We start from the raw sequence: 16026 nt of genomic DNA, 5'->3' as shown, positions 1-16026 counted from the left end.
GCCCGGCCTTGCATTTAAATCCACAACAAGAAGCCCCATATATGAAGAATGCAACGTTCTACCTTCTGGACAACGACACCCATCAGGACGGCCTCAGCGCAGTTGAACAGCTGGTGTGTGAAATTGCCGCAGAACGTTGGCGCGCAGGTAAACGCGTTTTGATTGCCTGCGAAGATGAGCAGCAGGCCATCCGCCTTGACGAAGCACTCTGGGCACGCCCGCCGGAGAGTTTTGTTCCGCATAATCTGTCTGGCGAAGGCCCTCGTGGCGGCGCACCGGTAGAGATTGCCTGGCCGCAAAAGCGCAACAGCAGCGCGCGCGATATTCTGATTAGCCTGCGGATAGATTTTGCAGATTTTGCCACCGCTTTCACAGAAGTGGTAGACTTTGTCCCTTACGAAGAATCTTTGAAACAACTGGCGCGCGAACGCTATAAAGCGTACCGCCTGGCTGGTTTTAACCTGAATACGGCAACCTGGAAATAATGGAAAAGACATATAACCCACGCGATATCGAACAGCCGCTTTACGAGCACTGGGAACAGCAGGGCTATTTCAAGCCTAACGGCGATGAAAGCAAAGAGTCCTTCTGCATCATGATCCCACCGCCGAACGTCACCGGCAGTTTGCATATGGGTCATGCCTTCCAGCAGACCATCATGGATACCATGATCCGCTACCAGCGCATGCAGGGCAAAAACACCCTGTGGCAGGCGGGGACTGACCACGCGGGTATCGCGACCCAGATGGTGGTTGAGCGTAAAATTGCCGCTGAAGAAGGTAAAACCCGCCACGACTACGGTCGCGACGCGTTCATCGATAAAATCTGGCAGTGGAAAGCAGAATCCGGCGGTACCATCACCCGTCAGATGCGCCGTCTTGGCAACTCCGTGGACTGGGAGCGCGAGCGCTTCACCATGGACGAAGGTCTTTCCAACGCCGTTAAAGAAGTGTTTGTCCGTCTGTACAAAGAAGATCTGATTTACCGTGGCAAGCGCCTGGTAAACTGGGACCCTAAACTGCGCACCGCTATCTCCGACCTGGAAGTGGAAAACCGTGAGTCTAAAGGCTCCATGTGGCATATCCGCTATCCGCTGGCCGACGGCGCTAAAACGGCAGATGGTAAAGATTACCTGGTGGTAGCGACCACCCGTCCGGAAACCCTGCTGGGCGATACCGGCGTGGCCGTTAACCCGGAAGATCCGCGTTATAAAGATCTGATTGGCAAATTCGTGGTGCTGCCACTGGTTAACCGCCGCATTCCCGTTGTGGGCGATGAACACGCCGACATGGAAAAAGGCACCGGCTGTGTGAAAATCACCCCGGCACACGACTTCAACGACTACGAAGTGGGCCGTCGTCACGCCCTGCCAATGATCAACATTCTGACGTTCGACGGTGATATCCGTGAAAGCGCGGAAGTGTATGACACCAAAGGTAACGAATCCGACGTTTACTCCAGCGACATTCCGGCTGAATTCCAGAAAATGGAACGTTTTGCCGCGCGTAAAGCGATTGTCGCTGCAGTGGATGCACTCGGCCTGCTGGAAGAGATCAAACCTCACGATCTGACCGTGCCGTACGGTGACCGTGGTGGTGTTGTTATCGAGCCAATGCTGACCGACCAGTGGTACGTGCGCGCCGACGTGCTGGCGAAACCGGCTGTTGAAGCGGTTGAGAACGGCGACATCCAGTTCGTGCCGAAGCAGTATGAAAACATGTACTTCTCCTGGATGCGTGATATTCAGGACTGGTGTATCTCCCGTCAGCTGTGGTGGGGCCACCGTATCCCGGCCTGGTACGACAGCGAAGGCAACGTCTATGTTGGCCGCAGCGAAGATGAAGTTCGTCAGGAAAACAACCTGAGTGCCGATGTCGCCCTGCGTCAGGACGAAGACGTACTGGACACCTGGTTCTCCTCCGCACTGTGGACCTTCTCCACGCTGGGCTGGCCGGAGAACACCGACGCGCTGCGTCAGTTCCACCCAACCAGCGTGATGGTGTCCGGCTTCGACATCATCTTCTTCTGGATCGCCCGCATGATCATGATGACCATGCACTTCATCAAAGATGAAAACGGCAAGCCACAGGTTCCGTTCCATACCGTCTACATGACCGGTCTGATTCGTGACGACGAAGGCCAGAAGATGTCCAAATCCAAGGGTAACGTTATCGACCCGCTGGACATGGTTGACGGTATCTCCCTCGAAGAGCTGCTGGAAAAACGTACCGGCAACATGATGCAACCGCAGCTGGCGGAGAAGATCCGCAAACGTACTGAGAAACAGTTCCCGAATGGGATCGAACCTCACGGTACTGATGCCCTGCGTTTCACTCTGGCGGCACTGGCTTCAACCGGTCGTGACATCAACTGGGACATGAAGCGCCTGGAAGGTTACCGTAACTTCTGTAACAAGCTGTGGAACGCCAGCCGCTTCGTGCTGATGAACACCGAAGATCAGGATTGCGGCTTCAACGGCGGCGAGATGACCCTGTCTCTGGCCGATCGCTGGATCCTGGCAGAGTTCAACCAGACGGTAAAAGCCTTCCGCGAAGCGCTGGACAGCTACCGCTTCGATATCGCGGCGGGCATTCTCTATGAATTCACCTGGAACCAGTTCTGTGACTGGTACCTGGAGCTGGCAAAACCGGTAATGAACGGCGGTTCTGAAGCGGAACTGCGCGGTACGCGCAACACGCTGATTACCGTTCTGGAAGGTCTGCTGCGTCTGGCGCACCCGATTATTCCATTCATCACCGAAACCATCTGGCAGCGTGTGAAAGTGATTGCCGGCATCAACGCCGACACCATCATGCTGCAGCCGTTCCCGGAATTCGATGCGGCGAAAGTCGATGAAGCGGCGTCAGCCGATACCGAATGGTTGAAACAGGCGATCGTGGCGGTACGTAATATTCGTGCCGAAATGAACATCGCCCCGGGTAAACCTCTGGAGCTGCTGCTGCGCGGTTGCAGTGAGGCTGCTGTTCGCCGTGTCACCGAGAACAACACCTTCCTGAAAACCATGGCGCGTCTGGAAAGCATCACCGTGCTGCCTGCGGATGACAAAGGTCCGGTATCCGTGACCAAAATCATCGACGGCGCCGAACTGCTGATCCCGATGGCAGGTCTTATTGACAAAGACGCTGAGTTGGCTCGTCTGGCAAAAGAAGTGGCTAAGGTCGATGTGGAAATTGGCAAAATCGAAAGCAAACTGGCGAACGAAGGCTTTGTTGCCCGTGCGCCGGAAGCGGTTATCGCGAAAGAGCGTGAGCGTCTGGTTGCCTTCGCCGATGCTAAGACCAAACTGATCGAGCAGCAGGCGGTTATTGCAGCCCTGTAATGCTTTTACCCCTTACGCTTCAGGGCGTAAGGGGGATCCTTCCTGAAAACTCCTCGCTTGCGCTCCCTTTACTGCGGTGCTATTAACAGCAGTTGTGTGTCAATTTTTGTAATGAGTAAGACTATGAGCGTGATTACCCCCGTCGCGACGACGATGCGTCGGATCACTGAGCAGGACAACCCGGCTATTGCCGCCGTTATCCGAACGGTTTCCGCTGAGTATGGCCTGACCGCCGACAAAGGCTATACCGTTGCCGACCCGAATCTGGATGAGCTGTTTCAGCTGTACAGCCAGCCGGGCTACGCCTATTGGGTTATTGAGCAGAACGGCCAGGTCGTGGGCGGCGGTGGCGTGGCGCCTTTAAGCTGCAGCGAGCCGGATATCTGCGAACTGCAAAAAATGTATTTTCTGCCGTCGGTACGCGGGCAAGGGCTGGCGAAAAAGCTGGCGCTTATCGCCCTTGAACATGCGCGTACTCAGGGTTTTAAACGCTGTTACCTGGAAACAACCGCCTTCCTCAAAGAGGCCATTGGCCTGTATGAACATCTGGGCTTTACGCATATTGATGCGCCGCTGGGCTGTACCGGCCACGTCGATTGCGAAGTCAGGATGCTGAAAACTCTGTAAAGGGCATTCCTGCCCTCTTCTGTTAAGCGACTGTAAACTGAATGCTCTACACTCTCAGTTCACACCATAACGGGGGAAACACGATGTCGAAGATAAAAAGCTACGCCGCACCGCAGGCGGGTGCAGAACTTGAGCTGTACGAATACGATGCGGGCGACCTAAAAGCAGAAGACGTCGAAGTGCAGGTTGATTACTGCGGGATCTGCCACTCCGATCTCTCCATGATCGACAATGAATGGGGCTTCTCACAGTATCCACTGATTGCTGGCCACGAAGTCATTGGCCGCGTTGTGGCGCTCGGTAGCGCCGCACAGGACAAAGGGCTGAAGATCGGCCAGCGCGTGGGGATTGGCTGGACGGCGCGCAGCTGTGGTCACTGCGATGCCTGTATCAGCGGTAACCAAATCAACTGCCTCGAAGGCGCAGTCCCTACCATTCTGAACAAAGGCGGTTTCGCCGATAAACTGCGTGCCGACTGGCAATGGGTTATTCCCCTGCCGGACAGCATTGATATCGAATCTGCCGGTCCGCTGCTGTGCGGCGGTATCACCGTATTCAAACCGCTGCTGATGCATCATGTCACCGCCACCAGCCGTGTGGGTGTCATCGGGATTGGTGGTCTGGGCCATATCGCAATCAAACTGCTGCACGCGATGGGCTGTGAAGTCACGGCGTTTAGCTCGAACCCGGCCAAAGAGAAAGAAGTGCTGGCGATGGGGGCGGATAAGGTAGTCAACAGCCGCGATCCGCAAGCGCTCAAATCGCTGGCAGGTCAGTTTGATCTGATCATCAATACCGTTAACGTCGATCTCGACTGGCAACCGTACTTTGAAGCGCTGGCCCACGGCGGTAACTTCCACACCGTCGGTGCAGTGATGAAACCGCTGCCGGTGCCTGCGTTTACGCTGATCGGGGGGGATCGCAGCGTCTCCGGTTCAGCAACCGGTACGCCGTTCGAATTGCGCAAACTGATGAAGTTTGCCGGGCGCACTAAAGTGGCGCCCACCACCGAACTGTATCCGATGTCTAAAATCAACGAAGCTATCCAGCATGTGCGTGACGGTAAAGCCCGTTATCGCGTGGTGTTGAAAGCGGATTTTTGATGTGAACGCGCGGGGTGCGTGCGGCCTGATTGCACGCATCTCCACCCTCTCCCATCGGGAGAGGGTGTAATACTCAAAACGCTAACGGGTGTTACCGTTTTGCTGCGGTCATTGCCTTGAACACCTCTGCCACCGCCACGGCCCCCGGGTCGGTCACCCCCTCCAGGTTCTCTTTGTTGACATACGACGAACGTCCGGCACCCGCTTTCACCATATTCGCTGTCGCCTCAGCGCCCGCGTTCGCAGCCTGCGCAGCAGCCTGAAGGTCGCCTTTCTGCAATGCCTCCAGCGCCGGTTGCAGGGCATCGATCAAGGTGCGATCGCCAAGATCTGCCCCACCATACTGCTTCATCTGCGCCAGCCCGCTTAAGAGCGCTTCCGGCAACGGCTGACCATCGTGCAGCGTCTGCCCGGCAGCGGTAAAGAAGATCGACATCAGCACACCGCTTGAGCCCCCCATAACCGTTGCCAGCCGCTCGCCAACCAGCAGCAACAGCGTCGACACATCATTTAGCGGAAGCTGTTTCTTCTCCAGACGCTGCGCAATATCCCGCGCCCCTTGCGCAAAGGTAGAGCCCGTATCGCCATCACCCACTTTGGCATCCAGCGCATTGAGGCGGTTTTCCAGCTGGATCAGCGTCTGCGTGACCGTGGAGACGATCTCTGCGACCCGTGGATTGTCCGAGGCGGTATATTCCACGCGGTCATGGATCGCGCTATGTTCCTGCACGCGCAGCGGCGCAAACGCCACCGGCTTCTGCCAGCCCAACGTCTCCACCTCTTCATGGAGAGCTTTTTCGAACAGATCGTTAAGCTTCAGCAACGTCAGCGAAAAGCCTTTCATATCCAGGGCACTCACCAGCGGTGCCGGACCAATCAGATAAGCGATATTCTCTTTCAGCGCCGAGTGGGCCAGCTCTTTGGTGAGCAACGCCATCTCCAGCGCCGACACGCCGCCGAGGTTATTGATAAGCACCGCAAAACGCCCGTTACCTGCCTGCGCTTTGAGCGGCTCGACCAGCGTGTCGATGATGGCTTTGCTGTTTTGCGTATCGACAACCGAGGCACCAGGCTCCCCGTGGATCCCAAGCCCCAGCTCCACGTGCCCCTGCTTGATCCGCCCCTCTTCATCATCACTGCCCGGCAGGTTACAGGTTTGCATTGCCACGCCCAGGCTCCAGAGATTATCGCAAGCCTGCTGCGCGATATCGCGCACCTCGGTCAGCGATTTTCCGTGCTCTGCCGCATAGCCAGCGATTTTATGAACCAGTGCCGTACCGGCGATACCGCGCGGCTGCTTGTTATCCGGCAGGGCAATATCATCGGCGACAATGACCATCTCGACCTTCAGGCCATAGCGCTTGGCTTTTTCTGCCGCCAGGCCGAAATTAAGCCGGTCGCCGGTGTAATTTTTCACGATCAGCAGACAACCCCGATCGCCCGTTACCGCCACAATGGCGTTCAGCACCGCATCAACGCTCGGCGAAGCAAAAAGATCCCCGCACACCGCTGCCGTGAGCATCCCTTTGCCGACAAACCCGGCGTGTGCAGGTTCGTGACCAGAGCCACCGCCTGAAATAACCGCCACCCGGCTTTTATCCCAGTCGCTGCGCGCCACCACCCGAATGGCCGGATCGATATCAAGTTTGACGAGATTAGCGTGTGGTGCCGAAATCAGTATGCCTTCGATGGCGTCGTTGACCAGCTGTTTGCGATCGTTAAAGAAGAATCTGGACATAGTTTTCCAAAATTTTGTGAACCGTATGCAAAAGCATAGTCCGCGCTGGATAATGCGCCGCAAAGTCAGCAATTTACTCAGCCATTTTGCCGTCAGGTTGCCTATACTCGACCGAGGACTAAGAGAGGAAGCGCATTATGAGTACACCATTGTTAATTGCCCGCACGCTGGACAAAGAGCTGTTTTTACTGCCCGCGATGGCCAACCGCCACGGTCTCATCACCGGGGCCACCGGGACGGGGAAAACCGTGACCCTGCAGAAGCTGGCAGAGTCGCTTTCAGAGATCGGCGTACCGGTCTTTATGGCCGATGTAAAAGGCGATTTAACCGGTGTGGCTCAGGAAGGCACTCCGTCCGAAAAACTGCTCGACCGACTCAAAAATATCGGCATCACGGACTGGACACCGCACAACAATCCGGTCGTGTTATGGGATATCTTTGGTGAGAAAGGTCACCCGGTACGTGCAACCGTCTCCGATCTCGGTCCGCTGCTGCTGGCTCGTTTGCTCAACCTCAACGATGTGCAGTCCGGTGTGCTGAACATCATCTTCCGTATTGCCGACGACCAGGGTCTGCTGCTGCTTGATTTCAAAGATCTGCGGGCCATTACCCAGTACATCGGTGATAACGCCAAATCGTTCCAGAACCAGTACGGTAATATCAGCAGCGCCTCAGTCGGGGCCATCCAGCGCGGGTTACTGACCCTGGAGCAACAGGGTGCCGAACATTTCTTTGGCGAGCCGATGCTGGATATCAAGGACTGGATGCGCACCGACAGCAACGGGAAAGGCATCATCAATATTCTGAGCTCAGAGAAGCTTTACCAGATGCCGAAGCTCTACGCCGCCAGCCTGCTGTGGATGCTCTCTGAACTGTACGAGCAGTTACCTGAAGCCGGCGATCTCGACAAACCCAAGCTGGTCTTCTTCTTCGACGAAGCGCACCTGCTGTTTAACGATGCGCCACAGGTTCTGCTGGATAAGATTGAACAGGTGATCCGCCTGATCCGCTCTAAAGGCGTCGGCGTCTGGTTTGTTTCGCAAAACCCGTCCGATATTCCTGACAACGTGCTGGGACAGCTTGGCAACCGCGTACAGCATGCCCTGCGCGCCTTTACGCCGAAAGATCAGAAGGCCGTCAAAGCCGCCGCACAAACCATGCGAGCGAACCCGGCATTTGATACCGAAGCGGCCATCCAGGCGTTGGGCACCGGTGAAGCGCTTATCTCTTTCCTGGATGCAAAAGGCAGCCCGTCCGTTGTGGAGCGCACAATGGTAATTGCCCCTTGCTCCCGTATGGGGCCCGTGACGGACGATGAACGCAACGGCCTGATTAACCGCTCCCCGCTGTATGGTAAGTATGAGGACGACGTGGATCGCGAGTCGGCATTCGAGATACTGCAAAAAGGGGTACAGGCCACCACCGAATCCCAGGACGCGCCTGCCGCCAAAGGCCAGTCTGTTGCCGTGGACGACGGCATCCTGGGCGGGCTTAAGGATATCCTGTTTGGTACAACCGGACCACGCGGCGGCAAACGCGATGGCGTCGTGCAGACCATGGCGAAAAGTGCAGCGCGTCAGGTCACGAATCAGATTGTACGCGGCATGCTGGGGAGCCTGTTAGGCGGTCGTCGCCGGTAAGCGGGGAACCCAGGGGCGACCAAGCGCCGATCCCTGTACGCCGTGCTCTTGCAGATAACGGTCGATTTCCACCATCCCCGTCCAGCGGTTCTCACACCAGAGCGGTGCAAGAAGCGTTGGACGGCGGGCGCTGGCGGAGATGCGGTGGTAGACAATCTCCGGCGGGGTGTGCCGAATCATCTCCCCCGCCGTCATCGTATACGCATCAAGCTCAATACCGGTTAAGCGCCCGGCTTCCCAGGCTTTGGCCATGATACTGCCCTTTACGATGTGCAGTGGATGCAGCTTAATTCCGTCTACACCGGTTTCGACCACCTTTTCCAGTGTCTTAAGACCGTGCTGCTGTCCTTCGCCTGGCAGGCCGACAATCAGGTGCGAGCACACCTTTAGCCCACGCTCACGCGCGAGACGTGTGGTGCGCTGGTAACAGGCGAAGTCATGTCCACGGTTGATGCGGTGCAGAGTTTTGTCGTGCGCACTTTGCAGGCCCAGCTCCAGCCAGATCTCATACCCCTGCTCCTTGTACTCGCTGAGCAGGTCCAGTACCGCTTCCGGCACGCAGTCCGGGCGGGTGCCCACACACAGCCCTACGATACTGGCCTGGCTTACCGCCTGCTGATACATGGAGCGCAAGACCTGTACTTCCGCCCATGTGCTGGTGTAGGCCTGGAAATAGGCCAGATACTGTTTCGCACGGTTGACCAGACTCGCCTGATGGGACAGCTGTTCGACGATGGAACGATGCTGCTGCGCTTCGTCAGCAAAAGACGCCACATTACAGAAAGTACAGCCACCGCGCCCGATCGTCCCGTCACGGTTCGGGCAGCTAAAACCGCCATGCAGCGTCAGCTTGTGAACCTTTTGCCCATAACGCTGCAAAAGATCCCCACCAAACATATTGACTAATTTCTGTAACTGCATAATCTGATAGACCGTCCCAAAGAAAGGGGACAAGCCTGCCATTTTTAGCCTCTGTCGGCGATGACCTGGATCAATCGCCCTGGACGGCCTTTATCTCTATGAATAAATACTCAGGATTACTGCAATTTCATTCACGCCAGTTGTGATTACTTTTCCTTATGTTCTGATTGTTTTTTTCACTTATAGCGTCAGCACTGAAAAACAGTGACTTTATGCGGGTTTGCATTTCATCGTAGAGAATTATTCTGCTAAAAAACGGCTATTCAGCACGCTACATCGATAATACCGCTTTCATATAGTGAGTCAGATCACACTCCGCTGCGTCTCACCACAGCTTACAAACGTTGTAAATAGAGTTGAATTTCTTTTATATACAAATAGTTAACAGCTCTTTAGCACATTTTTGTATAAATAAGATTGCCATTTGACCTGTGTACCAATTCCCGATAAGTTGGAAATCCGCTGGAAGCTTTCTGGATGAGCAGCCTGCTCATCATATTTATGCAGTAATTGAGATTCCCTCTGAAGCAAGTCCTCAAACTTGTTTACCTGCGCGAAAGGATGAAAAAGAGGGCGAATGCGAGGTACGCGTATGAAACGCAAACCCCGTCGCCATGCTCTTTCTGTGCCTGTGCGCCACGGTTCAGTGGGAAGCCCGACGAGCCTGGGGAGGTTCACTGATATGTTGTACGATAAATCCCTTGAGAAGGATAACTGTGGTTTCGGCCTGATCGCCCACATAGAAGGCGAACCTAGCCACAAGGTAGTGCGTACTGCTATTCACGCACTGGCCCGCATGCAGCACCGTGGTGCCATCCTTGCTGATGGTAAAACCGGCGACGGTTGCGGTCTGCTGCTGCAAAAACCGGATCGTTTCTTCCGTATCGTTGCGGAAGAGCGCGGCTGGCGTTTAGCCAAAAACTACGCTGTCGGTATGCTGTTCCTGAATCAGGATCCTGAAAAAGCTGCCGCCTCACGCCGCATCGTCGAAGAAGAACTTCAACGTGAAACCCTGTCTATTGTTGGCTGGCGCGATGTGCCAACCAACGAAGGGGTACTCGGCGAAATCGCCCTCTCCTCGCTGCCTCGAATTGAACAGATTTTTGTTAATGCCCCTGCGGGCTGGCGTCCGCGTGATATGGAACGCCGTCTGTTTATCGCCCGTCGTCGCATTGAAAAACGTCTCCAGGACGACAAGGAGTTCTACGTCTGTAGCCTCTCTAACCTGGTGAACATCTATAAAGGTCTGTGTATGCCGGCTGACCTGCCGCGCTTCTACCTGGACCTGGCGGACCTGCGTCTGGAATCGGCCATCTGCCTCTTCCACCAGCGCTTCTCCACCAACACCGTCCCTCGCTGGCCGCTGGCACAGCCGTTCCGCTACCTGGCGCACAACGGCGAGATCAATACCATTACCGGTAACCGCCAGTGGGCGCGTGCTCGTACCTATAAGTTCCAGACGCCACTGATCCCTGACCTGCACGATGCCGCGCCGTTCGTTAACGAAACTGGCTCTGACTCCAGCTCCATGGATAACATGCTGGAGCTGCTGCTGGCAGGCGGTATGGATATCGTGCGCGCCATGCGTCTGCTCGTGCCACCGGCATGGCAGAACAACCCGGATATGGATCCAGAGCTGCGTGCGTTCTTCGACTTTAACTCCATGCACATGGAGCCGTGGGATGGCCCGGCGGGCATCGTTATGTCCGACGGTCGCTTTGCTGCCTGTAACCTGGACCGTAACGGTCTGCGTCCGGCACGCTACGTCATCACCAAAGATAAGCTCATCACCTGCGCCTCTGAAGTCGGTATCTGGGATTACCAGCCTGACGAAGTGGTTGAGAAAGGCCGCGTTGGCCCGGGCGAGCTGATGGTTATCGACACCCGCGGTGGGCGCATTCTGCACTCTGCTGAAACCGATAACGATCTGAAGAGCCGCCATCCGTACAAAGAGTGGATGGAGAAAAACGTTCGTCGCCTGGTGCCATTCGAAGATCTGCCGGATGAAGAAGTGGGCAGTCGTGAGCTGGACGACGATACGCTCGCCAGCTTCCAGAAACAGTTTAACTACAGCGCCGAAGAGCTGGATTCCGTGATCCGCGTACTCGGTGAAAATGGCCAGGAAGCGGTCGGCTCCATGGGTGACGATACCCCGTTTGCCGTGCTCTCCAGCCAGCCACGCATCATTTATGATTACTTCCGTCAGCAGTTTGCGCAGGTGACCAACCCGCCAATCGATCCGCTGCGTGAAGCACACGTGATGTCACTGGCCACCAGCATCGGTCGCGAGATGAACGTCTTCTGCGAAGCTGAAGGCCAGGCGCACCGCCTAACCTTTAAATCGCCGATCCTGCTGTACTCTGATTTCAAACAGCTCACCACCCTGAAAGAGGATCACTACCGCGCCGACACGCTCGATATCACTTTCGACGTGACCGAAGCGACCCTCGAAGAGACGGTGAATGCGCTGTGTGACAAAGCGGAACAGATGGTGCGTAACGGTACCGTTCTGCTGGTGCTCTCTGACCGCAATATTGCGAAAAACCGTCTGCCGGTGCCGGCCCCCATGGCGGTAGGTGCTATCCAGACGCGTCTGGTCGATAAGAGCCTGCGCTGCGACGCCAACATCATTGTTGAAACCGCCAGCGCCCGCGATCCGCACCACTTTGCCGTGCTGTTAGGCTTTGGTGCGACGGCTATTTATCCGTACCTGGCCTACGAAACGCTGGCGCGTCTCGTGGATACCCGTGCTATCGACAAAGATTACCGCACGGTGATGCTGAACTACCGTAACGGCATCAACAAAGGCCTGTACAAAATCATGTCCAAAATGGGCATCTCGACCATCGCCTCCTACCGCTGCTCGAAGCTGTTTGAAGCGGTCGGTCTGCATGACGACGTGGCGACACTTTGCTTCCAGGGTGTTATCAGCCGTATCGGCGGTGCCGGATTCGCTGACTTCCAGCAGGATCTGATGAACCTGTCGAAACGCGCCTGGCTGGCACGTAAGCCGCTGGATCAAGGTGGTCTGCTGAAGTATGTCCACGGCGGTGAATATCACGCTTATAACCCGGACGTGGTGCGTACGCTGCAACAGGCCGTTCAGAGCGGCGAGTACAGCGATTACCAGCAGTATGCTGAACTGGTGAACAGCCGTCCGGCGGCGACGCTGCGCGACCTGCTGGCGCTGAACCCGGGTGATGAAGCCGTCAGCATTGACGACGTTGAGCCTGCCACTGAACTGTTTAAACGCTTTGACACCGCGGCAATGTCCATCGGTGCGCTCAGCCCGGAAGCTCACGAAGCGCTGGCTGAAGCGATGAACAGCATCGGCGGCAATTCAAACTCCGGTGAAGGTGGTGAAGACCCTGCCCGTTATGGCACCAACAAAGTCTCACGTATCAAGCAGGTTGCATCCGGTCGCTTTGGCGTCACGCCAGCGTATCTGGTTAACGCCGACGTGATTCAGATTAAAGTCGCTCAGGGTGCAAAACCGGGCGAAGGCGGCCAGTTACCGGGTGATAAAGTCACGCCGTATATCGCCAAATTACGCTACTCCGTACCGGGTGTGACGCTGATTTCTCCGCCACCGCATCACGATATTTATTCTATCGAGGATCTGGCGCAGCTGATTTTCGACCTGAAACAGGTCAACCCGAAAGCGATGATCTCCGTGAAGCTGGTTTCCGAACCGGGCGTTGGCACCATCGCGACCGGTGTGGCAAAAGCCTATGCGGACCTGATCACCATCGCCGGTTATGACGGTGGTACCGGGGCAAGCCCACTCTCCTCCGTGAAATACGCGGGCTGTCCGTGGGAGCTTGGCCTGGTGGAAACCCAGCAGGCGCTGGTGGCTAACGGTCTGCGTCATAAGATCCGTCTGCAGGTGGATGGCGGCCTGAAAACCGGCCTCGACATCATCAAGGCGGCGATTCTGGGTGCGGAAAGCTTTGGTTTCGGCACGGGCCCTATGGTCGCGCTCGGCTGTAAATACCTGCGTATTTGCCACCTGAACAACTGTGCAACCGGTGTTGCAACCCAGGACGAGAAGCTGCGTAAGAACCATTACCACGGCCTGCCGTTCAAAGTGACGAACTACTTTGATTTCATCGCCCGCGAAACCCGTGAGCTGATGGCACAGCTGGGCGTGAAACGCCTGGTGGATCTGATTGGCCGTACCGACCTGCTCAAAGAGCTGGAAGGCTTCACAGCCAAACAGCAGAAGCTTGAGCTGTCTAAGTTGCTGGAAACTGCCGAGCCACATCCTGGCAAAGCGGTCTACTGCACCGAGAATAACCCGCCGTTCGACAATGGCGTGCTGAACGCGCAGCTGCTGCAGCAAGCGAAGCCGTACGTGGATGACAAGCAGAGCAAAACGTTCTGGTTTGATATTCGCAACACTGACCGTTCTGTCGGTGCATCGCTTTCCGGTTACATCGCGCAAACGCACGGTGACCAGGGCCTGGCGGCCGACCCGATTACCGCGCACTTCAGCGGTACCGCGGGTCAGAGCTTCGGCGTGTGGAACGCCGGCGGCGTTGAACTGTATCTGACCGGTGATGCCAACGACTATGTCGGTAAAGGCATGGCGGGTGGTCTGCTGGCGGTGCGTCCGCCGGTCGGTTCAGCCTTCCGTAGCTGCGATGCCAGCATCATCGGTAACACCTGTCTGTACGGCGCGACCGGCGGTCGTCTGTTTGCAGCGGGTCGTGCAGGTGAACGTTTTGCCGTACGTAACTCCGGTGCCATCACCGTAGTTGAAGGTATCGGTGATAACGGTTGTGAATACATGACGGGCGGGATTGTGTGCGTCCTGGGTAAAACCGGCGTGAACTTTGGCGCAGGCATGACGGGCGGTTTTGCTTACGTCCTGGATGAAGACGGTGAGTTCCGCAAACGCGTGAACCCTGAACTGGTGGAAGTGCTGGACGTTGAAACGCTGGCTATCCACGAAGAACACCTGCGCGGTTTGATTACCGAACACGTGCAGCATACCGGTTCTTCGCGCGGCGAAGAGATCCTGGCCAACTGGCCGGCGTTCTCTGCGAAATTCGCGCTGGTTAAACCGAAGTCCAGCGATGTTAAAGCCCTGTTGGGTCACCGTAGTCGTAGCGCAGCAGAGCTGCGTGTGCAGGCGCAGTAAGGAATTCAGATGAGCCAGAACGTATACCAGTTTATCGACCTGCAGCGTGTTGATCCGCCAAAAAAACCGCTGAAGATCCGTAAAATTGAATTTGTAGAAATCTATGAGCCGTTTTCAGAAGGCCAGGCCAAAGCACAGGCAGACCGCTGCCTGTCCTGCGGTAACCCTTACTGCGAATGGAAATGTCCGGTCCATAACTACATCCCGAACTGGCTGAAACTGGCCAACGAAGGACGTATTTTTGAAGCTGCCGAGCTGTCTCACCAGACAAACACCCTGCCGGAAGTGTGCGGCCGCGTGTGTCCTCAGGACCGTCTGTGTGAAGGTTCCTGTACGCTGAACGACGAATTTGGCGCGGTGACCATCGGTAATATCGAACGCTATATCAACGATAAAGCCTTCGAAATGGGCTGGCGTCCGGATATGACCGGCGTGAAGCAAACCGACAAGCGTGTGGCGATCATCGGTGCGGGCCCGGCGGGCCTGGCCTGTGCGGACGTTCTGACCCGTAACGGCGTGAAGGCAGTGGTCTTTGACCGCCATCCGGAAATCGGCGGTCTGCTGACCTTCGGTATTCCGGCCTTCAAGCTGGAAAAAGAGGTCATGACCCGCCGCCGTGAAATCTTCACCGGTATGGGCATTGAGTTCAAACTGAACGTGGAAGTGGGTCGCGACGTGCAGCTCGACGACCTGCTGAAGGATTACGACGCCGTCTTCCTGGGCGTGGGAACCTATCAGTCCATGCGCGGTGGTCTGGAAAACGAAGATGCGCCGGGCGTATTCGACGCACTGCCGTTCCTGATTGCCAATACCAAACAGATCATGGGCTATGGCGAAACCGCCGATGAGCCGTATGTCAGCATGGAAGGCAAACGCGTGGTGGTGCTGGGTGGGGGTGATACCGCGATGGACTGCGTGCGTACCTCCATTCGCCAGAATGCGGCACACGTGATCTGCGCCTATCGTCGTGACGAAGAGAACATGCCGGGCTCTAAACGCGAAGTGAAAAACGCGCGTGAAGAGGGCGTGGAATTCCAGTTCAACATCCAGCCTCTGGGTATTGAAGTGAATGCCAACGGCAAAGTGAGCGGCGTGAAAATGGCGCGCACTGAGATGGGTGCACCGGATGCGAAAGGTCGTCGTCGCGCAGAGATCGTGGCAGGCTCCGAGCATGTGATCCCGGCCGATGCCGTAGTAATGGCGTTCGGTTTCCGTCCTCACAGCATGGAGTGGCTGGCGAAGCACAGCGTAGAGCTGGACTCTCAGGGTCGTGTTATTGCGCCGGAAGGCAACGAAAACGCGTTCCAGACCAGCAACCCGAAAATCTTTGCTGGCGGTGATATCGTTCGCGGTTCCGACCTGGTCGTTACCGCGATTGCCGAAGGCCGTAAAGCCGCTGACGGTATTCTGAACTACCTGGAAGTGTAAGAAATAAGCCGGATGGCAAATACCATCCGGCTTTTTTTATGCGGTTAACCGCCGTTGATTTTCCCCCTGCAGCTCCGCTTTTCTGT

Annotated in this window: 9 protein-coding genes; 7 read left to right on the top strand and 2 right to left on the bottom strand. The window is 56.2% G+C overall.

Features of this window, described 5'->3' with window-relative positions; genetic code table 11:
* Positions 1 to 41 precede the first annotated feature (41 nt).
* The 4 genes from holC (at position 42) to L466_RS18430 (ending at position 5070) form a co-directional block, all read left to right on the top strand.
* Positions 42 to 485 carry a DNA polymerase III subunit chi gene (gene holC, locus L466_RS18415; RefSeq protein WP_008502815.1) on the top strand — a complete coding sequence of 148 codons (444 nt, stop codon included), beginning with the start codon at positions 42 to 44 and terminating at the stop codon, positions 483 to 485.
* Positions 485 to 3340 carry a valine--tRNA ligase gene (locus tag L466_RS18420; protein ID WP_020883522.1) on the top strand — a complete coding sequence of 952 codons (2856 nt, stop codon included), beginning with the start codon at positions 485 to 487 and terminating at the stop codon, positions 3338 to 3340. The genes holC and L466_RS18420 overlap by 1 nt, the downstream gene beginning before the upstream one ends.
* A gap of 123 nt (positions 3341 to 3463) precedes the next feature.
* The gene (locus tag L466_RS18425; protein WP_020883521.1) at positions 3464 to 3967 is read left to right on the top strand and encodes a GNAT family N-acetyltransferase; all 504 of its coding nucleotides are present in this window, start codon (positions 3464 to 3466) and stop codon (positions 3965 to 3967) included.
* Positions 3968 to 4050: 83 nt separating this feature from the next.
* Positions 4051 to 5070 (top strand): NADPH-dependent aldehyde reductase Ahr, encoded by a 1020-nt coding sequence (locus tag L466_RS18430; RefSeq protein WP_032680192.1) that lies wholly within the window; start codon positions 4051 to 4053, stop codon positions 5068 to 5070.
* A 91-nt stretch (positions 5071 to 5161) separates the two neighbouring features.
* On the opposite strand, the gene L466_RS18435 is transcribed toward L466_RS18430, so the two are convergent.
* Complete coding sequence (locus L466_RS18435) at positions 5162 to 6808, bottom strand: glycerone kinase (protein ID WP_032680191.1); 1647 nt, start codon at positions 6806 to 6808, stop codon at positions 5162 to 5164.
* Positions 6809 to 6945: 137 nt separating this feature from the next.
* Between L466_RS18435 and L466_RS18440 the strand changes: the two genes are divergently transcribed.
* Positions 6946 to 8448 (top strand): helicase HerA-like C-terminal domain-containing protein, encoded by a 1503-nt coding sequence (locus L466_RS18440; RefSeq protein WP_032680190.1) that lies wholly within the window; start codon positions 6946 to 6948, stop codon positions 8446 to 8448.
* On the opposite strand, the gene L466_RS18445 is transcribed toward L466_RS18440, so the two are convergent.
* Complete coding sequence (locus L466_RS18445) at positions 8428 to 9369, bottom strand: tRNA modification radical SAM protein MnmL/YtqA (RefSeq protein ID WP_123266848.1); 942 nt, start codon at positions 9367 to 9369, stop codon at positions 8428 to 8430. The two genes, L466_RS18440 and L466_RS18445, sit on opposite strands and share 21 nt — an antisense overlap.
* A gap of 682 nt (positions 9370 to 10051) precedes the next feature.
* On the opposite strand from L466_RS18445, the gene gltB reads away from it, so the two are divergent.
* Complete coding sequence (gltB, locus tag L466_RS18450; RefSeq protein WP_032679060.1) at positions 10052 to 14512, top strand: glutamate synthase large subunit; 4461 nt, start codon at positions 10052 to 10054, stop codon at positions 14510 to 14512.
* 9 nt (positions 14513 to 14521) lie between these two features.
* Entirely contained in the window at positions 14522 to 15940 is a 1419-nt protein-coding gene (locus L466_RS18455; protein ID WP_014171835.1) for a glutamate synthase small subunit, read from the top strand.
* Positions 15941 to 16026: the final 86 nt, after the last annotated feature.

The sequence above is a fragment of the Enterobacter sp. BIDMC 30 genome (assembly GCF_000534355.1).
GTDB classification, from domain to species: domain Bacteria; phylum Pseudomonadota; class Gammaproteobacteria; order Enterobacterales; family Enterobacteriaceae; genus Enterobacter; species Enterobacter ludwigii.
Note: the sequence above shows the minus strand (reverse complement) of the source record. Positions and strands in the feature narration are given on the sequence as shown.